Annotated in this window: 18 protein-coding genes and 1 riboswitch; all 18 genes read right to left on the bottom strand. The window is 52.6% G+C overall.

The window, feature by feature from the left end; translation table 11 throughout:
• Positions 1-68: 68 nt before the first annotated feature.
• Complete coding sequence (locus BM231_RS09340; RefSeq protein WP_093519149.1) at positions 69-761, bottom strand: thiamine ABC transporter ATP-binding protein; 693 nt, start codon at positions 759-761, stop codon at positions 69-71.
• Positions 748-2,295: a thiamine/thiamine pyrophosphate ABC transporter permease ThiP gene (locus BM231_RS09335; protein WP_093518778.1), complete on the bottom strand. Its 1,548-nt coding sequence runs from the start codon at positions 2,293-2,295 to the stop codon at positions 748-750. Before BM231_RS09335 ends, BM231_RS09340 begins: the two co-directional genes overlap by 14 nt.
• A complete protein-coding gene (gene thiB, locus BM231_RS09330) occupies positions 2,271-3,263 on the bottom strand; it encodes a thiamine ABC transporter substrate binding subunit (RefSeq protein WP_208860234.1) in 993 nt (330 codons plus the stop codon). The genes BM231_RS09335 and thiB overlap by 25 nt, the downstream gene beginning before the upstream one ends.
• A 21-nt stretch (positions 3,264-3,284) precedes the next feature.
• Positions 3,285-3,391, bottom strand: a riboswitch (TPP riboswitch).
• Between the two features lie 116 nt (positions 3,392-3,507).
• On the bottom strand, positions 3,508-5,685 hold the full coding sequence (gene katG, locus BM231_RS09325) for a catalase/peroxidase HPI (protein WP_093518776.1): 2,178 nt from the start codon (positions 5,683-5,685) through the stop codon (positions 3,508-3,510).
• Between the two features lie 255 nt (positions 5,686-5,940).
• Positions 5,941-7,386 carry a carbon starvation CstA family protein gene (locus tag BM231_RS09320; protein WP_093518774.1) on the bottom strand — a complete coding sequence of 482 codons (1,446 nt, stop codon included), beginning with the start codon at positions 7,384-7,386 and terminating at the stop codon, positions 5,941-5,943.
• 181 nt (positions 7,387-7,567) lie between these two features.
• On the bottom strand, positions 7,568-8,278 hold the full coding sequence (gene btsR / locus BM231_RS09315; protein WP_063309596.1) for a two-component system response regulator BtsR: 711 nt from the start codon (positions 8,276-8,278) through the stop codon (positions 7,568-7,570).
• The gene (locus BM231_RS09310; protein WP_093518772.1) at positions 8,275-9,957 is read right to left on the bottom strand and encodes a sensor histidine kinase; all 1,683 of its coding nucleotides are present in this window, start codon (positions 9,955-9,957) and stop codon (positions 8,275-8,277) included. The genes btsR and BM231_RS09310 overlap by 4 nt, the downstream gene beginning before the upstream one ends.
• Before the next feature lie 249 nt (positions 9,958-10,206).
• A complete protein-coding gene (locus BM231_RS09305) occupies positions 10,207-11,385 on the bottom strand; it encodes a BaiN/RdsA family NAD(P)/FAD-dependent oxidoreductase (protein ID WP_093518770.1) in 1,179 nt (392 codons plus the stop codon).
• A gap of 98 nt (positions 11,386-11,483) precedes the next feature.
• Positions 11,484-13,529, bottom strand: a complete 2,046-nt coding sequence (locus BM231_RS09300; protein WP_093518768.1) for a methyl-accepting chemotaxis protein — start codon at positions 13,527-13,529, stop codon at positions 11,484-11,486.
• A gap of 357 nt (positions 13,530-13,886) precedes the next feature.
• Positions 13,887-14,975 (bottom strand): TRAP transporter substrate-binding protein, encoded by a 1,089-nt coding sequence (locus tag BM231_RS09295; protein ID WP_063286857.1) that lies wholly within the window; start codon positions 14,973-14,975, stop codon positions 13,887-13,889.
• Positions 14,976-15,091: 116 nt separating this feature from the next.
• A complete protein-coding gene (locus tag BM231_RS09290; protein WP_093519145.1) occupies positions 15,092-15,643 on the bottom strand; it encodes a TetR/AcrR family transcriptional regulator in 552 nt (183 codons plus the stop codon).
• A 403-nt stretch (positions 15,644-16,046) separates the two neighbouring features.
• On the bottom strand, positions 16,047-16,259 hold the full coding sequence (locus BM231_RS09280; RefSeq protein ID WP_057461006.1) for a cold-shock protein: 213 nt from the start codon (positions 16,257-16,259) through the stop codon (positions 16,047-16,049).
• Between the two features lie 336 nt (positions 16,260-16,595).
• Positions 16,596-17,651, bottom strand: coding sequence for a branched-chain amino acid ABC transporter permease (locus BM231_RS09275; RefSeq protein WP_093518764.1), 1,056 nt, complete (start codon positions 17,649-17,651; stop codon positions 16,596-16,598).
• Positions 17,652-17,663: 12 nt separating this feature from the next.
• Positions 17,664-18,692: a branched-chain amino acid ABC transporter permease gene (locus BM231_RS09270; protein WP_093518762.1), complete on the bottom strand. Its 1,029-nt coding sequence runs from the start codon at positions 18,690-18,692 to the stop codon at positions 17,664-17,666.
• Positions 18,689-19,423, bottom strand: a complete 735-nt coding sequence (locus BM231_RS09265; RefSeq protein WP_093518760.1) for an ABC transporter ATP-binding protein — start codon at positions 19,421-19,423, stop codon at positions 18,689-18,691. Before BM231_RS09265 ends, BM231_RS09270 begins: the two co-directional genes overlap by 4 nt.
• Positions 19,416-20,207 (bottom strand): ABC transporter ATP-binding protein, encoded by a 792-nt coding sequence (locus BM231_RS09260; RefSeq protein ID WP_093519143.1) that lies wholly within the window; start codon positions 20,205-20,207, stop codon positions 19,416-19,418. Before BM231_RS09260 ends, BM231_RS09265 begins: the two co-directional genes overlap by 8 nt.
• Positions 20,208-20,224: 17 nt before the next feature.
• Positions 20,225-21,124, bottom strand: a complete 900-nt coding sequence (locus BM231_RS09255; RefSeq protein ID WP_093518758.1) for a bile acid:sodium symporter family protein — start codon at positions 21,122-21,124, stop codon at positions 20,225-20,227.
• Positions 21,125-21,298: 174 nt separating this feature from the next.
• Positions 21,299-22,501 (bottom strand): substrate-binding domain-containing protein, encoded by a 1,203-nt coding sequence (locus tag BM231_RS09250; RefSeq protein ID WP_093518756.1) that lies wholly within the window; start codon positions 22,499-22,501, stop codon positions 21,299-21,301.
• Positions 22,502-22,599 lie beyond the last annotated feature (98 nt).

Raw genomic sequence — 22,599 nt, 5'->3', positions numbered from 1 at the left:
ATTACACCAATCACGCTTTTGAGTAGACGGTGCCAGCCAACTTAAAATGGACCTCATGAGCGAAGATGCTACCCCAAATACTCCCGCAATGCTGGCGGAGGGTTGTTGAGGAGTTGATCGGTCTCAGCCGGTGGGTGCGCTGACCCGTTGGCGACGAGGATTGCTTGACTGGTAATGCGGCGGGCGTCTTGTGGGTCGTGGCTGACCATAAGAAGCGTCGTGCCAGTTTCTGCGATGAGTTCCGCGACAAGATCCAGCATCTCAGCCTTAAGAGCAGGGCCGAGGGCGGCGAAGGGCTCGTCGAGTAATAACAGATTACGGTGCTGAACCAGAACACGGGCAAGGGCGACGCGGCTCTGTTGACCACCGGATAGCTCAGCTGGCTTACGCTCTCCCATAGCTGCCAGTCCAACCCGTGAAAGAGCAGCTGTGACTTGCTCTTGCTCAGGCTTTGAGAGCCTTCCGTTAGGCCGCAAACCAAGAGCCACGTTTTGTGCGGCTGTTAAATGAGGGAACAGGTTGCCATCTTGAAATAACATGGCGATTGGGCGTTTTCCCGGAACCTGTTTGGTGATTTCACCTTCTTTCCAGAAAAGCTGCCCCTGCGATATCTCGCGGAATCCAGCAATGGCCTCAAGCAGAGTTGATTTCCCCGCGCCAGAAGGACCAATAACGGCGACGCTGCTGCCAGCTTCAACGTACAAATTGGCATGCAACTCGAACGCGCCATTGGCAATGAGACAAGAGTTAAGCTTCAGCATGCCAGCGGCCTCCTCGGTCTAAAATCCAGAATAGTGTCATTGAAAGCACGAGCAGCAAAAGTGCGCCGCCAGCTGCTGCCTGCATCTTGTATGCCCCCATCAAGCGGTAGATCTGTAGAGGCAGCGTTGCAATTTCCGGATCTGCAAACAGGGCAATCACGCCAAGATCTCCCATGGAAAGTGCTGCTGCAAGCCCTGCAGCAAACCCGATTTGGGGTCGCATACGTGGAATGAGGACGCGTGAGAAGAACACCCAACCTTCCATGTTCAGTGACAAGGCCAACCGTCCATGACGCGAAACGGTATCCCGCGCAGCAGGGACTAGAATACGAAGCGCAAACGGCAACGCCATCGCCGCGTTGACCAGTGCCGTCACGGGAAGAGCAAGGTCAGACGGGTTTGCCCACGGGCGTATGATGATAAACAAGCCCGTTCCGATCACCAGTGGAGAGGCTGCCAACCCCAAAATTCCGACAAGCTCAACCACGCTATGTCGGCGAACGGCAACGGCTGCTGCCATAGGCAATGCGAACAGCAACAAGATCACCGTGCTGGCCGCAGCGACAGCAACGGAAACAAGCGCCGCCTTCAACACAATAAAGGGCACCAAAAACAGACCGCTAAGGCCTGAAAGAACAACGGCACTGAGCGGCAAAAGTAAAAAGAATGTTGCAAGCAAAATCCAGAAGGCGTCTGCAACAGGCGCACCTCCATCCCAGCGCTGGATCGCACGGTCCAGTCCTGCACCAAACCCTTCACCGTGCGAAAGCTTTAGGGCTGCAAAGGCTGCTGCAGCAGTGAGCGTGAGTTGCAATGCAGAAAGCAGCGCGGCCCGCCCAAGATCAAAGTCATATGTAAATGCCTGATAGATCGCCAGCTCAATGGTTGTGGCCCGTGGCCCACCACCAAGTGTCAGAGCAACAGCAAAGCTTGTCAGGCAGATAGCAAAGATCACAGCCAGTGCACCGGGTAAAATGCGCGCGAGCATGGGCAGTTCGATCAGTCGAAACAGAGCTTTTCCATCACATCCCAGCTGTGCAGCAAGGCGAAAACGCTCTGAAGGGACTTCTTGCCACCCTTGCAAAATCAATCGAGTTGCAAGCGGAAGGTTGAAGAAAACATGGGCCAACACAACACCGTGGAGGCCATAGATGCGGATAGGCGAAGCGCCGAAATAGACAAGCACATCAGATATCCAGCCTGCACGGCCAAACACTTGCAGTAGCCCAAGAATGGCAACGATAACTGGGAGAATGAAGGGAGCACCAAGCAATGCTATGAGCAAACTGCGACCTGGAAACCGACGTCGTGCCAAGGCCCGTGCAACGGGCACAGCCAGTGCCACACTGATCACGGCAGAAAGCACAGCTTGAGTGAGCGTAAACTTGAGAGCAGCCCAGTCGGAAGAGGAAAAGCCATGGCCCGCTTCTGCACGCAATGCGACTGCAGCCAGCGTGCCAAGTATAAGTGCCGCGACAAGAAATGCCGCGGCAACACCGGGAAGCGAACTTACTGGCTGAGCGCTTCTAGCCATTCCGGCAGAGCCTCATTTCTTGCAGCAGCAGCTTCTTCAGGTTTAAAGAACAAAGCTTTCTCAGGCACCTTTAATGTGTCAAAGCCAGCAGGCAAACCACCTTCTGGTGTCACAGCAGGATACATCCAGTTGGTCGTTGGAATGATTGTCTGGAAAGCGTCTGAAACCATGAAGTTCAGGAATTTGTCTGCCAGCTCAGGCTGATCAGTTCCGGCAAGCTTTGCCGCCACTTCAACCTGCATGTAATGGCCTTCTTCAAACGCGGCAGTGGTCTTACTGTTATCTTCTTCAGCAATCAGGTGATATGCCGGTGACGTGGTGTAGCTGAGCACCATGTCCGCTTCCCCATCAAGGAAAAGACCATAAGCTTCGGACCAGCCTTTTGTAACGGTCACGATGTTGTCGGAAAGGTCCGCCCAGACATCGGCAGCTTCATCTCCGTAAGCCGCTTTCACCCATAGCAGCAGGCCAAGGCCTGGCGTTGAGGAGCGTGGGTCCTGAATAAGGATCTTGGTATCACTCTTTGCAAGCTCGCGGAAGTTGGTTGGTACGGTTTCGCCATTCTTGTGTACGAAGGCAAAGTAGCCCCAGTCGTACGGCACAAAGGTTTCATCAGCCCATTCCACTGGCAGCGTGTATTGGGCCTCAACAGCGTGCGGTGCAAACAGGCCAGTTTTCTTGGCAGTCTCAACGAGATTGGTATCTAAGCCCAGTACCACATCGGCATCTGAGTTTTGACCCTCAAGGCGAATGCGGGAAAGCAGTGCTGCGCCGTCTTCGACGCCAATAAGTTTCAGGTCACACTCACATACAGCTTCAAACGCTTCTTCCACTCTTGGGCCTGGGCCCCAGTCAGAAACAAAGCTGTCATAGGTGTAAATTGTCAGTTGAGGCTTCTCAGCAGCCATCGCTGATGTTGCAGTGAGTAGTCCCGCAGCAATTAACAGATGTTTCAAGTCATCCTCCATTGCGGCGAGAGGGCAAGGATGGATGAAACCGGTACCCTTCCCTCCGCCGGTTCTAGCCGGTTCAGGTTCAACGGGTTCGCCACTAAAGCATCTCAGCACGACAAATACGCGCACCCCGAGGTCAAGCGGTTCTTAACCGGAAAACCACAGGAACGCAACCGGATATAGCTGGGGTAGAGAGGGCACCTGTATGGAGTTGCAAGAGGAAGCCCGGGCAGTGTCCTGTCCGGGCTTATCTTATTTATTAGGCTGTCAGGTCAAAGCGGTCGGCGTTCATGACCTTGGTCCATGTTGCCACGAAGTCGCGGACGAACTTTTCGTGGTTGTCATCTTGAGCGTACACTTCAGCGTATGCTCGTAGGACTGAGTTGGAGCCAAACACAAGGTCAGCGCTGGTTGCAGTCCACTTTGGCTTGCCAGATTTCCGGTCACGGATCTCATAGGTACCATCCTTGAGTGGATGCCAGCTGTTGTCCATGTCGGTCAGGTTGACAAAGAAGTCTGTCGTCAACTGACCTTCTCGGTCAGTGAAGACACCGTGCTTTGATCCGCCATAATTGGCACCAAGAACACGCAGACCACCAACGAGCGCAGTCATTTCCCATCCGGTCAGGCGGAGGAGCTGTGCACGATCCAGCATCATTTCTTCCGGGCTAACAGCGTACTCTTGCTTCTGCCAGTTACGGAAGCCATCAGAAATAGGCTCCAATACAGAGAAGGATGTGGCATCAGTCATCGCATCAGTGGCATCTCCACGACCAGAAGCAAATGGAACTTCTACGTTGAAACCAGCTGCCTTGATCGCATTTTCTAAACCAACGTTCCCTGCCAGCACGATCACATCTGCAACTGAGGCTCCTGCCTCTGCCGCAATCGGTTCAAGCACAGCCAGAACTTTGGCGAGGCGGTCAGGCTCATTACCAACCCAATCCTTTTGAGGAGCAAGACGGATGCGTGCACCGTTAGCACCACCGCGCATATCAGAACCGCGATAGGTTCGCGCGCTGTCCCAAGCGGTTTTGATCAGATCTTCATTGCTCAAACCACTTGCTGAGATTTTTGCTTTCACAGCAGCAACATCATAGTTGGTGCTGCCTGCTGGAACAGGATCCTGCCAGATGAGCTCTTCTTTCGGTACATCCGGGCCAAGATAGTTTGCCTTCGGTCCCATGTCGCGGTGGGTCAGCTTGAACCACGCACGTGCAAATGTATCTCTGAAATATTCAGGATCTGCCATGAACTTCTGACAGTATTCGTTGTAGATCGGGTCAACCTTCATCGCCATATCCGCATCAGTCATGATTGGATTATGACGAACGGACGGGTCGGTTGGATCGATAGGCTTGTCTTCTTCCTTGATGGAGACGGGTTCCCATTGCCACGCGCCAGCGGGAGATTTTACCTGCTCCCATTCATGCCCGAACAGCATATCGAAAAAGCCCATATCGAATGTGGTTGGGTGTGTGGTCCACGCACCTTCGATGCCAGAGGTAAAGGCATTCGTTGCCTTGCCGTCTTGTCCAGGATTGGACCAGCCTAGTCCCTGTTCGTCCAGACCAGCGGCTTCCGGTGCGACACCGATGTTGTCGACGGCACCCCGTCCATGTGTCTTACCAACGGTGTGACCACCACAGGTCAACGCTGCAGTTTCCTCGTCATTCATTGCCATACGAGCAAAAGTTTCGCGGATCTGATCAGCAGTTTTTTGCGGACCGGGAACGCCATTCACGCCTTCCGGATTCACGTAGATCAGGCCCATATGAGTAGCTGCAAGCGGGTTTTCTAGCGTTGAAGGATCATCCAGATCGTCATAACGCTCCTCACTACGTGCGAGCCATTCTTTTTCAGATCCCCAATAGGTGTCAATCTCTGGACCCCAGATGTCCTCACGGCCAAATCCGAAACCAAAGGTTTTCAGACCCATGGAGTCATAGGCGATTGTACCTGCGAGGATAATCAAATCAGCCCATGAGAGAGCATTGCCGTACTTTTTCTTGATAGGCCAAAGCAAACGGCGCGCTTTATCAAGGCTTGCGTTATCAGGCCAGGAGTTAAGCGGAGCAAAGCGAATGTTGCCGGAACCGCCGCCACCGCGACCATCTGCAAGACGATAAGAGCCAGCTGTGTGCCATGAAAGGCGGATCATAAGGCCGCCATAATGGCCCCAATCTGCTGGCCACCAGTCCTGACTGTCGGTCATGAGCGCATGGACGTCTGCCTTCACCGCTTCGAAGTCGAGTGATTTGACAGCATCATGATAGTTGAAGCCTGGGTCCATCGGGTTGGTACGCGCACCATGTTGATGGAGGATGTCGAGATTCAAAGCATCAGGCCACCATCGGGTAACCGGCTTATCCATCGATGTATTCGCGCCATGTACCACCGGACAAACACCGGCTGTCTTGACATCGTTACCGTGCATTGCTGTCTCCACTATCTAATTTGGCTCTTGCTGGTTTTGACGTAGCGTTTACCTTAAGCGGTGTGACGAAACGATGCATCCAGCAAATTCTAGACTGAATATAGATCTCCAGGAGCATTAAGTGAAATTGCATCTTTTGCACGATGCGATAAGTTCTTCTTATTTATAGTGAAAGTTGGAAGGCTGGTAAGTACAAAAAAACAGCGCAGGGACTAGGGTCCTTGCGCTGTTTTGCTTTGGCGAGCGGAGGGAGGGTTACTCGCCAGGTTCAAGCACGTCTTCGTGGTCGACGACTTTACCCTTCACCTTCACCCAGACTGCTGAGGCAATCAGCAGGGCTGCGAGGATGCCGCCGATGGTGGAGACCGTCATTGGCAGGCCAAACCCAAGTTTGGTGGAGTTCAGCAGGAAGGTCACAACAACGGTGGTCATGAAGGTTGCCGGTATAGTGCAGATCCAATGCAGCTTGTTGTGGCGCAGCAAGTAGGCAGCTGCAGTCCAAAGCATCAGTGCGGCAGTTGCCTGATTGGCGACGCCGAAGTAACGCCAGATCACGCCGAAATCCACCTGAGTAAGGAGTGCTCCTCCAACGAACAGCGGGATCGCCAGCAGCAAACGCTTTGGCATCTGGTTCTGCGGCATGTTGAAGAACTCAGCAAGGATCAGGCGCGCTGAGCGGAATGCAGTATCGCCAGAAGTGATTGGCAGAATAATCACGCCGAGCACCGCAAGGAAGCCACCAAATGCGCCCAAAAGACCGTTGGATGCTTCATAAACCAGGTTCGCAGGATTGCCGCCCATGCCTTCTGCAAGGCCTTCAACACCGCCGAAGAAGGACAGAGCAATTGCGCACCAGATAATCGCGATGACGCCTTCACCGATCATCGCACCGTAAAAGACGAAGCGACCATTTTCCTCATTTTCCATGCAACGGGCCATCAGAGGGGACTGCGTGGCATGGAAGCCGGAGATCGCACCACAAGCAATAGTGATGAACAGAGCAGGCCACAGTGGCATGTCATTCGGGTTCAGGTTCTGGAAGAAATCGCCAACTTCAACACCTGGCAGCATGGTGTGTTCGCTGGATAGCAGCAAAGCGACCGTCAAGCCCACAGACATAAACACCAGTAATGCGCCGAAGAAGGGGTAGAAGCGCCCGATGATCTTGTCGACAGGAACGATGGTGGCGATTAGGTAGTATGCGAAGATGCAAACTAGGAAGATGGTTACATCAACACCAGTCAGGCGGCCGAGCAGGCTTGCCGGAGCAGACACGAACACGACACCCACGAGCAAAAGCAGAACAATTGCAAAGATGTTCATGAAGTGCTTCGCACCGTTGCCAAGGTACTTACCGGCAAGGTTGGGGACGGATTGCCCTTTGTTGCGAACGGACAGCATGCCGGAGAAGTAATCATGCACTGCGCCTGCAAAGATGCAGCCACAAACGATCCAGAGCATCGCAGCTGGACCATACAGAGCTCCAAGGATCGGACCAAAAATCGGTCCAACACCTGCAATGTTCAGCAGTTGAACCAGATAGACCTTCTTGGTGGACATCGGCACATAATCGACGCCGTCTGTATGTGCATGGGCAGGTGTCTGGCGTGCGGGCTTAATCCCGAAAACCTTCTCGACAAACATGCCATAGATAAAATAGCCGCCGAACAGCAGGCCAATACTTAAGAGAAACCAGGACATCTTTCTTCCTCCACAAATCTCTGGGAGCGATTAGACCGGTTTCAAGGGCAAGGCGCTGAAGTTTCAGCTAAGCGGCAGTTGAGGCAAGGTGAGCGGCAATTAAAACAAATAAGCGGTTAATTGCGACGCGACAGTTTCACGTAAACTTGAAGTGACCCAAGGGCTAAGTGTATATACGCACTTATGAATATCCAAAATGTTGCTTCAGGCTTTTCAGGTAGCGACGCGAAACTGGGATCTTGGTGCCGTTGTGCGTCACCACTTCCGCACCTGTTTCTTGCAGCACGATTTCCGAAATCGCATCCGGTGAGACGAGGTACTGGCGGTGGCAACGGGCCAATGCGGTTCTTTGCTCCAGCACTTTAAGGGTGAGGTGTGTGTGGACATAAGACTCTGCGGTCGCCACATGGATTCCAGACAAGTCGCTAAACACATATTCAACGGTTGCCACTGGAACGACCTTCAGCTTGTTTCCAAGATAGCAGGGGAGGTGCTGAAGCTCTTGAGGAGTAATTTCTTCCATCAATTGCGGACGCAGATCAGACCGGACCCGGCCAAGTGTCTTGGCAAGCCGGTCCTCTTCAATTGGTTTGAGCAGATAATCAAAAGCATGATGCTCGAAGGCTTTAATGGCATACTCGTCATAAGCGGTAGAAAACACAATGCGCGGCATAGTCTCCGGGTCCAACATGCCAATCATTTCCATGCCAGAGATGCGCGGCATCTGAATGTCCAGAAACACCAGTTGAGGCTTGTGCTTATTTATAAACCCAAGGGCATCAATCGCATTACTGCACTCGCCAAGTACTTCGATACCATCTGCTCCAGTGAGCAAATCCTTCAACTCCTCACGAGCATAAGGTTCATCATCAACAATCAGACAACTAATCATTGGGCTGCCTCCAACATAGGAGCAGGGAGTAGGATTGAAACCCGGGTAAAAGCGTCCTCTTCCCATTCAATGTGCAGGCCAAACTCCTCCCCCCACTGTTTCTTCAAGCGTTTGTCGACCAGTGAAACTCCAAGTCCTTCGCGGTTCTGTGGTGGCACATAAAGCCCGGCATCGTCTTCCACTTGAAGTTCCACATACTCATTGCTCAAGAGCCCACGGATTCTAACGCATCCACCGTCTATGCTCTGCGAAATGCCATGCTTAATGGCGTTTTCAATGAGTGGCTGCAACGTAAATGCTGGAATTTTCAAGGATAGCAGTTCAGCGGGAACATCGAGCTCGACAGCCAGTTTGTCCGGGAAACGAGCTTTCTCAATCGCCAGATAGGCGTCCACATGGTCAAGTTCTTCACCAAGAGTGACGAGGCCAGAGGTGCGCTTCAGGTTAATGCGTAAAAATTTGGAGAGCTGGAGCAATAGTTCCCGAGCCTTCTCCGCGTCGCGTTTTGTAATGATCGCAATCGTATTGAGCGTGTTGAACAGAAAGTGCGGGTTCACTTGCGCTTGCAGCAGTTTCAACTCAGCCCGTGTCAAAAGGCTCTGTTTCTCTTCCAGTTCTCCATAAAGGATCTGATTGGAGAGAAGCTTCGCAATGCCTTCGCCCAGTGTTCGGTTGATATTCAAAAACAGCTTGTTCTTCTGCTCGTAGAGTTTGATTGTGCCGATCACCTGAGAGTCGCTATGAAGCGGAATAACAAGGCATGAACCCAACTTGCAGGAGGATGACAGCGAACAGCCATATGGCTCTTCAACACCGTCTGCATACATAACCTTGTTTTGTTCGATAGCATCAGTAGTCAGTTGAGAGGAAATCTCTGTCCCCGGTTTGTGGTGATCCGAACCAATACCAATAAAGGCAAGCAGCTTGGTACGGTCCGTAATCGCGACGGCCCCTACATTCGTTTCGTCTTTAACAATCTGGGCAACCTTGCCTCCAGAGACTTCATTTAGCCCCTTAGCAAGGACGCCGACACATCGTTCTGCAATCTTTAGTGCCTGACTGGAGAAGGCTGATGATAGTTTGTCAAACATCGTCTTCTGATCGCGGACAATGCTCATAAAGAAAGCTGCTCCCAGTGAGTTGACGAACAACATCGGGGGCGCAATTTGCTGGACAAGCGCAAGAGCCTGATCAAATGGCCGGGCTACAATCAGGATGATGAGCATCTGCACCACTTCCGCTACAAAGGTGAGGCCAAACACAAACATCGGGCGAAACAGCAGTGCGCGTTTGTTATGCGTGCGCAAATAGAATGCAGTCATCCCGGCCAACAGGCCTTCTGAGGTGGTCGAGATCGCACAAGCCAGATCAGTAAACCCACCAAAGCCGTAGCGGTGCAAACCGCCCGTCAACCCAATCAGAAATCCCGTAACCGGGCCACCCAAAAGGCCACCCAGAACCGCGCCCATAGCGCGGGTGTTAGCAATAGCCCCATCAACCTGTTCACCGAATGTTGTGGCAATCACGCAAAAGCCAGAGAACACCAGATAAATAAGTACCTTGTGCGGCAGGCGAGGGGCGTCTTCCGTAAAGATTTTAAACAGCGGCGTTTTGCTGACCATATAAACGATCACCAAATACACACACATTTGCTGCAGCAGATGAAGAATAAGTGCCATTTGTTGGCTTTACTATTGTTTCTTGATTAAGCCCCAAAAGTGTACCGCGTCACACCAAATTTTCAATCCACCAAGCCTAATACAAACACCAAATTCAAACTTCTCTAAAATTTTGATATATTTGAGCTATTCTACCTACTCCTATTAAACGCGCGCAATTGTCGCGAGACAAAACAGCACCAGTAGTCTTTATTAGGCAGGTTGTGGTTATGGATGTTTAGGTAATTTTTTCGATCTTAATTTGCTTGCCTAAACAAACTGCCCCGCCGCGTGGCCTGAGGACCAGGCCCATTGGAAGTTGAAGCCGCCGAGATGGCCGGTGACGTCGACGACTTCGCCGATGAAGAAGAGGCCAGGGACTGAGCTGGTTTCCATAGTTTTGGAGGAAAGGGCGTTTGTGCTCACGCCGCCGAGGGTGACTTCTGCGGTGCGGTAGCCTTCGGTGCCGACGGGCTTGAGGGTCCACTCGTTGATTGCCAGAGCAGCCTTGCGCAGCACCTTGTCGGAGATGTCGGCTAATCGTCCGCCCAGCTTATGCTCCTCAGCAATATGTGTGGCCAGCTTCTTGGGCAGCAAACTCGCCAAAGCGGTCTTAATGTCCTGCTTCGGCTGGCTTTGTTTAGCGGACTTCAGCGCTTCAAAAACATCTGTGTCAGGCAATAGATTGACGCGAATGTCTTTGCCTTCTTCCCAGTAAGAGGAAATCTGCAAAATAGATGGCCCGGAAAGGCCGCGATGAGTGAAAAGCAAACCTTCGCGGAAACTGGTCTTTTTGAAAGACACAACAGCATCCACTGAAACACCCGCAAGGTGTTTGGTACGCTCGCGCATGGCATCATCAAAGACGAACGGCACAAGGGCAGCGCGAGGGGAGACGAGCGGTAGATCAAACTGCTTGGCAATCTCATAGCCAAAGCCGGTAGCTCCCATCTTGGGAATGGAAGGTCCGCCACAAGCCACAACCACTGATTGCGCTCTCACTGTGTCTCTGGAGGTGCCAACGGTGAAGCGATCATCAGGTTTGGTGAGAGAGGTAACACTGGTGCCCAGTTGAATCCGTACACCAGACTGCTGGCAAAGTTGGAGCAGCATATCGATGATCTGTTGCGCGCTGTCATCGCAAAACAGTTGGCCCAATGTCTTCTCGTGCCAGCTGATGCGGTGCTTATCTACCAGCGCAATAAAATCTTGCTGGGTGAAACGCTTTAAAGCGGAAACAGCAAAACGTGGGTTCTCAGAAAGATAGTTTGCAGGAGATGCGTGCAGATTGGTGAAATTGCACCGCCCGCCACCGGAGATACGGATCTTGTCCGCTGGGCGCTTGGCATGGTCAATCACCAGCACAGAGCGTCCTCGCTTTCCAGCTTCAATGGCACACATCAGGCCGGCAGCGCCTGCACCTATTATAAGAACGTCAATGTTTTGCATGGCGCTCTTATATGGGCTTTCCAGCCAAGGTCAACTCGGGATCAAACAAAAGAGGAGGGCCAGAGCCCTCCTCAATGCATTTCGGTAATGCTCAATGCTTAAGCTGCAACAACATCTCTCAGGAAGCTGGAGATTGTCTGGCGCAGCTCTGTTGCCTGTTTGGAAACAGAGGAAGATGCCTCAAGCACGTCATTGGCAGAGCTGTTGGTTTCCTGAACCGAGCTCGTCACAACGCTCATGCTGTCCGCCACATCCTGAGTGCCCTGCGCAGCCTGTTGAATGTTCTGGCTGATGGAGGACGTTGCCGCATTCTGTTGAGCAATCGCAGTTGCAATGGAGCTGGTGTATTCATTCACCTGATGCATTGTGCCAGCAATCTGCTCAATGGCAGTCACGGCTTCCTTCGTGGAACCCTGAATGCCCGAGATCTGCGAGGAAATCTCTTCTGTCGCCTTGGAGGTCTGGGTTGCCAGCTCCTTCACCTCAGAAGCAACAACCGCAAAGCCTTTGCCCATCTCGCCAGCACGCGCTGCTTCAATGGTCGCATTCAGGGCCAGCAAATTGGTCTGCTCGGCGATGTCGCGAATGAGGTTGACCACTTCGCCAATCTTCTGCGCAGCAACATCCAGATCTGCCACATGGTCGTTGGTTGCAGTGGCAACACTGGTGGCATCATCAACGGTTTGCTTGGTCTGGGAGATCTGACGGCCAATCTCTTCGATGGACGCTGAAAGCTCCTCAGCAGCAGATGCCACAGTCTGTACGTTTTGTGAGGCCTGTTCAGAAGAACCTGCAGCGCTGTTGGCACGGTCAGATGTGGTTGTCGCGATGTGCGTGAGAGAGTCAGCGGTTTGCTGCATCTTGCCGGTGTTGTCATCAACCCGGTCAAGAACGCTGGAAACCTGATCATTAAACACACTGATCAGCTGATCCACATGCATCTGACGGTCGCGTTCCTGCTCATGTTCTTTCTCAGAAAGGCTCTGCAATCGCTTCTGCTCAGCAACTGTATCACGGAAAGACATAACAGCGTTCGCCACCTGGCCAACTTCATCAACGCCAGTCGCACCAGCGAACGTCACAGTGGTGTCGCCTTCAGCCAGTTTGCGAGCATCGCTAAGTAGGGCTGTTACCGGAATAGATACACTGCGAATGATCGTGTAAGCCGCGCCAATACCCAGCACAGTCACGATGCCGGAGATGATCAGGGCGAGCATGAACTCCCACTGTGCATTCGCAGTCAGCTTTTGCGCATGCATCACCAGTTCGTCCGCAAGGTAGTCTTCAAAATCCTTCAGCGAGTCGATACGTTCGGTCGCCAGATCAAACCACTCAGTACCGGAGATAGAGGAGATATCGCCACCAAACGCAGCGGCGTAACCCAACTTACGGGCAGCATCTACCTGGCTCATGATAGGCCGGTTGAAGATCTTCTCCAGAAACTTCACCTGAGGACCGGTCATCAAAGAACGGGCGGTTTTGAAATGCGTGTCCTGGCTGGCGCTAAGGCGTACAAAACGGTGATAGATAGTCGGATTGAATTCCTGAGCACTAAAGCCGTTTGCACCAATTGCGCGCTCAATGCCTGCATTCTCTTTACCAAGCAAAACTTCTTCATACATGCTCAGTTTGCGAACAAGGCTTGCATCGCGGCTCACAGCAATTGTGCTTGGCAAAAACTTAAAAGCCTCGTTGATGGTGCCGCTGTAGTAAGCAACAGTCTCGCCAACGGTTGTGTTCAGGCTTTTGACGTTATTGCGGATCCGATCGATGTTCGCCAGACGGCTGTTCACCATGTCCACCTGAGCTGCAAGACCCTTATCAATGGAAGCAAGGTGGATGTTGTCCAGCGCAGTTTTGTAGATACGGATTTTGCTATCAGTCAGCTTATGCTGAGCTGCAAGGCCCTCGGCAAAGGCTTTGCCTTTAGCTCCAAGATATCCGGCAGAGCGGCCACGCTCTTTTTGCAGTTCGTGAACAACAGCACTCAATACAGGAACAAACTCTGCAACCTGGCCAATAGAGGATGCTTCCACCTTTTTGTTATAGGCGGTGGTGATTTGTGAGCCAGCAAAATAGAGCATGGGCACAAATGCAAGCATGAATATCGCGATAATGCGATACTTTAAAAGAATACGACGCATGAGAGCACCTGAAAGGGAAACTCGAGTTCCAATTTTGAGCGAAGCAAAACAGCCCGTTTGACTGTTTGGTGATTACACGCATAAATTGAGTCAGTAATTCTTTATAGAGCGTTTATTCTGTTGCTTGGATTTGTACTAACTGCCTACTTATTCTCACCTAAGTAATATAAATAGGTGAAATACTTAGTGCCTAAGTATATGTGCAGGTTGCAATTGATTACTATTTCGGAAATATACTTGAGTTTTCAGCGAGTACAAGAGCATTCACGTTATTTAATCAGCTTTTGATGATTCGTTTAAGCAGCTTGCGGAATGGAAAGCAAAGCTCTCCATTCCAAAATCTCGGTCAGGTGGGGCTTACGTAGACCACACCTGCGCACGGTCCTGATAAAGCTGTCCTTCCATACGAGCACCATACAGAGAACAAGCTTTCACGTAGTCCATGTAGGAACCATGGATCTTCTCGCTCATGGCGTCCCCAGCAGGATAGGCCGCAATCACTTCGCGTGCAGCCGCGCCAATCGCTTCAATCACATCCGGTGGGAAGGAAGACAGAATAGCACCGCGCTCCACCAGAGTGGAAAGAGCGATGGTGTTGTTGTAGCGGAACTCCGCCGTGCTCTCTTCAGCCTGTGCTGTCGCTGCTTGTGCCAGAACTTCCTTCAACCAGGGGCTCAGGTTCTCATAGGTGTTCTGGTTCACAATCATTTCCAGCCCCGGGCCCGGCTCATGGAATGCTGGCAAGTGGTAGTACGGCGCAATTTTGTAAAGGCCGAGAGCGAGATCGTTCCACGGGCCAACAAACTCAGCTGCATCAACCACACCAGACTGCAGGGCAGGGTAGATCTCTGGTGGAGGTGTCACAACAGTGGTTGCACCCACTTTGCGCAGGATGTCGCCACCAAGGCCAGCAATGCGCATCTTCAGCCCGACAAGGTCATCCAGAGACTTGATTGGCTTCTTGAACCAGCCGCCTGCCTGAGCGCCTGAGCTACCCGCATAAAAGGGCTTAACACCATGTGGAGCATAAGCTTCATCCCACAGCGCCTGACCGCCACCATGACGCAGCCAACCGGAAAGCTCGGTCGCATCCAGACCAAAAGGCAGAGTGGTGAAGTACATGGTCGAGCGGATCTTGCCCACCTGATAATAAGGCGCGTTGTGGCCAATATCAGCTGTGCCTGAGGAAACAGCTGAAAATGTCTCGAACGGAGGCACCAGCTCGCCACCGCCAAAGTACTTGATGGAGATCTTACCGTCAGAAAGCGCCTCAATGCGTTTGCCCAGCTGCTCAGCTGAAGTGCCCACACCCGGGAAACCCTTTGGGAAAGAGCCAACGAGTTTCAGGTTCAATGTGGCGTTTGCAAGTGCTGGCGCAGCAAGGACAGAAGCGCCGCCCGCAGCACCAGTTGCCATTGCTGTTTTCAGAAAGTCACGGCGTTTCATCTGCCCGTCTCCGCTAATTCATAAAATACGTAGGTATTAATGCTAGCAGAGGGCAGGCGAGTCTGGCGATATATTTCAGCGGTCAGGGCTGAGAAGAAATCAAGTCAGGGAGAGCTTTACTTGAGTATCTCGAACATGCGCTCGAGTTGCTCTTCTACATTCAGCTGGTCCTCATCAAGAACCTGAAACATCCCGTTGCTGTGAATGCCTTCAACCGCCAGATAAACAAGGGTTGCCAGCTCAGGGTCTTCTGACTCGTCCTGAATGCGCGTGTACATGTCTTTGTGGAAGACGCGGACAGGGTCAAGCAGGCTTGGGTCGTCTGCAATAGCTGCCAGCATGCCAGAGGCCGCTTTGTTGTCTTCTTTAAACTTGCTGCAAAGCCCCTTCAGGAAAGCCCGCATCAGTTTATGGCGGTAGGGATCATCAGCAAGCTTCTGCTCTTCTGTGGCAATGTTTTCGCGCGTGCCATCGACATGGTATTGGACCATGGAGCGGATGAGAGCTTGTTTGCTTGGGAAGTTATAGAGCAGCCCACCTTTGGAAACGCCTGCATGCTTGGCGATTGCATCCAACGAAAACTGCCCACCGCCCTGTGCTTGCACATAGTCGATGGCCGCTTCAAGAATGCGATGCTGCGTTCTGCTGGCTTTGGTCGTGCCCTTCACAATGAGTCCCTTGCCCAATTCTGCGAGAGGTCGCAGAGAAAAAAGTTGTTCTTATAAGCGCAGATCTGCGACTTTTGTCAGTATAGGCCATCAGCGACAACTTTGCGAGGCCAAGTCGTTATGTGAACCACGAAATTTATGAAGTGAAAACAACGATGTTCGTTGAGCCAGATAAAATAGCCGTGATTGCGGCTCTTTTAAGAAGTTCTCATCTGAAAGATGGGGGAGGGAGAGCATTAGGCAAGCTCTGGTCAGGCCATGGAGAAGGTGGGCTTGACGCAAAAAATAAAAGGCCTGACGGCGCCTGGCAGTTGCCAGCGCGCATCAGGCCAATTATATGGCGGTCACAAAGTTTATTCAGCTTGCGCTGAAACAAACTCTGGAGCCCCGCAAATCGTACAGATTAAGCAAGCTCAATCTGGGAAGCCTGCAAACCGCGGCCACGACGATCTTCTTCAGCAACGAAAGTGATCGCTGCACCTTCAGCAGGAACTGCGATGCCAGAGCGTTCGAAAGCAGTGATGTGAACAAAGATGTCTTTGGAACCGTCAGCTGGAGTAACGAAGCCGTAGCCTTTGTCGTGGTTGAAGAATTTGAGGGTACCGTCTTGTCGCATGGAAACGTCCTTTAAGCCAAAAAAGTCAACTCGCCTGGTTAAGGCGGGTCAGTCGTGACGAGCAATGTAATCAAAGGCAGAAAAGGACATTGTTCCGATACATGCACCGCAACACTGCCAACCGTGTCTCTAATAACAGCCCGCAGTCATAAGGTCTGAGCTCTCATTCTATCTAAAAGAATTCAGTCCTAATGGTTCATATAGTGAGGCGGGGTATATGTCGCCCCTCTAATACTACGGGATAAGCAAATCTCTTAGCTCGCTCGTCCCTACCGATGTAGTTGCTCCTTAAGAAATCCACAAGGTGCAATTTAAAAAAAGAGCCCAATTGAGGCATTATGTTCCTCTTAAACGGCCCACGATGCCCTTAGGGAACCAGTAAATACTACAGATAAACAACATTCCTAACCAAAGCAGCCAGCGTTCCGGTGAAACCACCTCTGACACTATAGGCAGACTACCCAGCGATTCCTGAAGGAGACCCAAGAGGTTCTGCAAATAGGACTGGGTGAGAAGGAACAGGACAGCCCCGATGACAGCGCCGTACATGCTCCCCATTCCGCCAATCACAACCATCAACAAAATGTCCACCATGATATCCATAGAGAGTGTTGTCGCTGGTCCCGTATAGCGCAGCCACAGGGCCATCAAAGACCCGGCAAGCGCAGCCATCACAGCAGATAGAATCGTCGCCACACTGCGATACCGCACAACCTTGTAACCAATTGCTTCAGCACGGAATGCATTCTCACGAATAGCTTGCAGAACACGGCCAAACGGTGAGTTCACCATGCGCAGCAAAACAAGGAACAGACACAGGCTGCTGAAGAAGACAACATAGTACGTGATCAGTTTGCCATTAAGGCGAACGCCGAGCACCTTCTCCTTAACCAGCTTGAATGCAGGCGTCATTTCTCGCGGGATACGATAGCTCAGTCCGTCCTCACCGCCAGTGAAACCAGAAAGTTGCGAGACCAGCACCAGAAACGCACTGGCCACAGCCAGCGTCATCATGGCAAAGAAGATCGCTTTGACCCGCAGCGAGAACAGCGCAATCATAAACGCAAAAGCCCCGGCAACCAACGCACCGCACACAGTGCCAAGCGCAATCGCGCTGTAAGAGGCACCCATGTTTACCAGTGCAATGGCCGTCCCATAGGCACCAATGCCAAAGAACATCGTGTGCGCAAACGACACCACGCCCGTATACCCTAGCAACAAATCATAACTGGCCACCAGCACAATGAAGATGCAGATGCGAGCAGCTGTATCTAAGGAACGCGTGCCGGGAAAGAGAAAGGGTGCAAACAGCAAGCCAAACAGAATAAGCAGCAAGACTGCACTAAGCATTTTGCTGCGTGGACGATCACCGGAAAGGAGCTTTACAATCATCAGACAAACTCCTCAATGTGCTTTGACAACGGGGTAAAGCCCCTGAGGCCGCCACATCAGCACAGCTCCCATCAGCAGGATCGTCGAAACCAGAGCCAGTTTGGGGATGAGGAAGCCAGTGTAATTGGTCAGCAAGCCCACAAGCATCGCGCCGATGAAACAGCCCTCAATGGACCCCAGCCCGCCGATGATCACCACGATGAACACGGAGATCATCACCTCAGCCCCCATATGAGCACTAATGGTTTCCTGATACATGCCCCACATCACACCGCCGAGCCCTGCCAGCGCACAGCCCACCATAAAGACTGCCAGAAACAGCTTCTTTATCGGATAACCCAGGGCCTCCACCATCTCGCCATTCTGAACGCCAGCCCGCACCAGCAACCCGATGCGTGTCCGATTAAGCACCAGCCGCATGGCAACAAACAATGCCAGTCCGATCACAATGGCCAGCACACGGTACTTCTCAATGGCCGCGCCCAGCACCACAAAGGATCCCTGAAAAGCTGCAGGCCGCGCCAGTACAATCTCATCCGGCCCCCAAATCACATAGATCAGCTGCTGGGTCACAACGAGCCCACCCATGGTCACGAGGATTTGCTTGAGGTGCTGGCCATAAACCGGCTTCACAATCAGCCGCTCAAAGCCATAGCCTGCAAGGCCCGTCACCAGCATGGCAAATGCCACAGCAAGCAGAACTGCCCCCAGATTAAGCGCAATACTGGGGCTTTCGATCCAGCCGCCTAACAGACCTAAAATGGTGAACCCTGCAAAGGCTCCAAGCGAGATAAAGGCGCCATGCCCAAAGTTGATCACGTCCATCAGGCCAAAGATCACGGTAAGGCCGGATGCCATAATGAAAATCATCATCCCCATCGCCAGCCCCGCCGCCGTCAGCGTCAACCAGGTGGAGCCGGAACCAATCGCGAGCAGGCCAATTAGCATCAGCACAGGTACAAGAAACAGCGGTGCTTTTGCCTCGATTATCTGAGAAAGGGAAGGGCGCTCGATGCGTGGTTTAATCAGGCTGTTGCTCATTGGTGTGCCTCCAGTGAAAGTCCCATCAACCGCTCCTGCAATCCAGTATCTGCTGCCAGCTCTGCCATGTCGCCGGAATAAACAATCCGCCCGTCATCCATCACGGCCACAGTGTCTCCCACCGCCCGCGCCATGGAAAAGTTCTGCTCCACCAGCAATATCGTGGTCTGCATCTCTTTCAGCTCTTTCAGCTCTTTCAGGGCTGCAATCATGGCGTTGATGATCGCAGGTGCCAGCCCTTTGGTCGGCTCATCAATCAGGATCAGTTTCCTCGGCTCAATGATCGCACGAGCAACGGCCAGCATCTGCTTTTGTCCGCCAGAAAGATTACCTGCCGCACTCTGCCAGAATGTTTTGAGGGGAGGGAACAGGCCAAAAATCCATCCCAGCCGCTCCTCATCAATCGCTCCACCCCGTGCCGCCAAAAGCATGTTTTCATGCACGGTCAGGTCAGAGAAGATGCCCATATCCTCGGGCACAAAAGCAATCTCACGCTGGGCAATGGCCGGTGTCGTCTCTTTCTGAATTGCCGCTCCATCAAAACGGATCGTACCTTGCGAGGCTTGCCACAGGCCCATGATGGTTCGCAGTGTCGTCGTTTTGCCAGCGCCATTCCGCCCAAGCAGAACCGTGACACCACCGCGTGGAACCTCAAGATCAACGCCCTGCAAAATGTGGTAGGGGCCAATATGCGTGTGAATGCCGTTTAGGCTGAGAAGAGCATCAGACATGCGCACCCTCTGTTTTCTCTTCAGGCGCAACACCCAGATAAGCCTGCTGAACCACAGGAGAGGCGATCACCTCAGCAGGGTCCCCATCTGCCACCAGCTCTCCATTGTGCAGCACGATAATCCGATCAGCCAGGGAGCGGATCACATCCATCTTGTGCTCAACCAGCAAAATTGTGCGGTCCTTGTCCTGCTTCAGCTCGCGGATCAGGTCGAGTACTATGGGCACTTCATCAACGCTCATGCCAGCCGTTGGTTCATCAAACATCAGTACCTGCGGACCAATGGCAATCATCAGCGCCACCTCCAGCTTGCGCTGATCTCCATGCGATAGTTCAGAAGTGATCTGCTCGGCCTTATCCAGCAAATGCACCTCTGCAAGAATGTGCTCTGCCCGTTCAATAAGCTCCACATGACTGTCCGCCATGGAAAACAAATCCATGCCCATCCGTTGATGAGCCTGCACCGCCAGTCGTGCATTCTCCCGCACGCTCAGGCCGGGAAACAGATTGGTCATCTGAAACGCCCGCCCGATGCCACGCAGCGTCCTGTCGGCAACTGAAAGGCGCGTGATGTCTTCGCCATTAAACCAGACGTGACCGGCACTGGCAGAGAGCTGACCGGAAATCAGGTTGAAGTAAGTGGTCTTGCCCGCTCCATTCGGCCCTACAATGGTAGTCAGTGTCCCGCGATGAAAATCGCAGGACACTGCATCAACAGCCACATGACCACCAAAACGAATGGTCAGATCACGCGTACTCAGAACCGGCTTCTCGTCTTTCTGCAATTCCAAAGACCTGCCCTTTATGAGAGTTCACTTAGGGCACGAAGGCTCGGATTTGCCCGTGCTTTCCGCCGTGCCCAGAGGATGAAGAGGAAGGCGCAGCCATACATGGTGATGCCGTAAATGCCGGAGGCCAGACTGTACGGCGGCAACGCTTCGCCGTTCATCGCGATCAAAGCCCCAACGGTTATCCCAAGCGTGGCATTTTGGACGCCCACCTCCATTGCAATCGCAACACTGTCAGGATGCGAGAGCTTCATAAGCTTGGCGCCGCCATACCCAATCAGCAACATCACCACATTCAGCAGAATAAGGACTGGCCCCAGTTCCAGAATGTTAGCCGTCAGCACAGACCAGTTGGTGGCAATGGCTCCAAGCACGATCACCACAAACAGTACGGAGGCCAACAGCGACACCACTTTGGAAATTGCCGCGGTAAACGATGGCGCCATATGATTGACGAGAACCCCAATCGCAACGGGAACAGCCGTAATCAGTGCCATGGAAATGCCAATGGACGTCACATCAATCTTGGGCATGGCTGCGCCAAGAAAGTAGTTTGCGGATGCCGCTGCAAAAACCGGCACCGTCAGCACACACAGCACACTGGTTACTGCCGTGAGCGACACCGCCAGTGCTACAGACCCGCCGCTGAACCGTGTCAGCATGTTGGAGGTGACGCCACCGGGTGCGAAGGCAAGCAGCATCACACCAAATGCCATGGCAGGCTCCAGCTCCACCACTTGCAAAATGAGAAAGGCAATAACGGGCAACACCAGCAATTGCCCTAGCATACCAATGCTGAAAGCCCGCGGCATCTGCAACACACGTTTAAAGTCTTGCAGTGTGAGGGAGATCCCGAGGGAGAACATGATGAACGCCAGCGAAAGCGGCAAAAACAGCTTTAAGAGAATGTCCATGGTCTTGTACTTCGCTCTTTGAGGCTCTGATAATCCATGAGCGGGACAATCTGTAACTGAGGATGAGGTCAGCAATTCTGCAGAAATGTCTCATGGTTTCAGAGCGTTATCTTTTGCGATTTAGCAGAGAGAGCAGGTGGTCCGCTCCCTCTCTGAGCTATGTAAAACTGGGACCTACTGGTTCTGAACTGGGATATCCATGTCCTCAATTTTGAGTTCACGCACCAGCTCAGGAATGCCCCATTCAACCTCAGGGTCCACGCGGATCTTGAAGTGGTACATGGACTGCAATGCCTGATGATCCTCTGCGCGGAATTTCATCAGCCCCTTCGGCCCTTCAAACTCCATGCCTTCCATCGCAGTAATCAGCTCTTCCGTATCCGTGGAGCCAGCCTTGCGGATCGCTTCAACAGCCGCAATGCCAGCCGCCATACCACCTGCCGTAAAGAAGTCCGGCGGTGAGCTGTAACGAGCCTTATGCTCCTTCACCAACCAGTCATTCACTGGGTTCTGAGGGATCTCGTAGTAATAGTAGGTCGCGCCTTCCATGCCCGGCATGGCCTTATAGGCTTTCAGAGCTGCCAAAATATTGCCGCCTGTTGCAATCTCAATCCCATGACGTTCCGGGTTCATCGCGTTGATTTTCGCCAGCGGGTTTCCGCCACCAGCCCAGATCACAAACAGGAACTTGCGTCCCTCCTGACCCTTCAGTGCCTCAAAGATACGCTGGGCACTCGCGGTGAAGTCCTTGGTGTCCGTTGGCGCGTACTCTTCAAACACAAGTTTGGCATTGGTCTTTTCAATTGCATTGCGGAACGCAGCCACGCCATCACGCCCAAACGCATAATCCTGCGCCAGAGTGGCAATAGAAGCACCGTCCTGCCCAAGGGCAACAGCATTCGCAATCGCATCCTGAGAGGAATTCCGCGATGTGCGGAAGATGTAGCGGTTGAAGTTGGCGCCAGTGATGCTGTCAGCAACGGCAGGCTCCACGATCAGAAGCTTCTCGTATTCCTCCGCAATTGAGAGCATCGCCAAGGCAACACCAGAGGAGACCGGCCCAATTGCTAGATCAACCTCATCATCGCCATAAGCCTCGGCCAGCATGGCACGTCCGATATCCGGCTTGAGCTGGCTGTCTTTTTCGATGACCTCAATTTTGCGGCCGTCAATTTCCATTGTGCCGCCAGTGGCATATTCCAGCCCCATCATCAAACCCACATGAGACTGCTTGGCATAGGCCTCAAAGGGACCGGTTTTACCATAGACATGGGCGATCTTGATTGGCTCTTCCGCAGAGGAAATATTTGAAGAAACAGAAAGCGCAAACGCGCTGGCCGCCAGGCTAACTGCCGCGGCCCTTAGTAATTTATGCATAATGAACCCCCTCCCACGTTGTCTCGGGGCCGTCTTAAACGCAAACACCGCTTCAAAAGACTTCGCAAGCCTGCCCTTAAACAACGTAAAGATAGTTG

It is taken from the genome of Pseudovibrio ascidiaceicola (assembly GCF_900114245.1).
Classification (GTDB): domain Bacteria; phylum Pseudomonadota; class Alphaproteobacteria; order Rhizobiales; family Stappiaceae; genus Pseudovibrio; species Pseudovibrio ascidiaceicola.
This window is presented reverse-complemented; position numbering and strand designations above follow the sequence as displayed.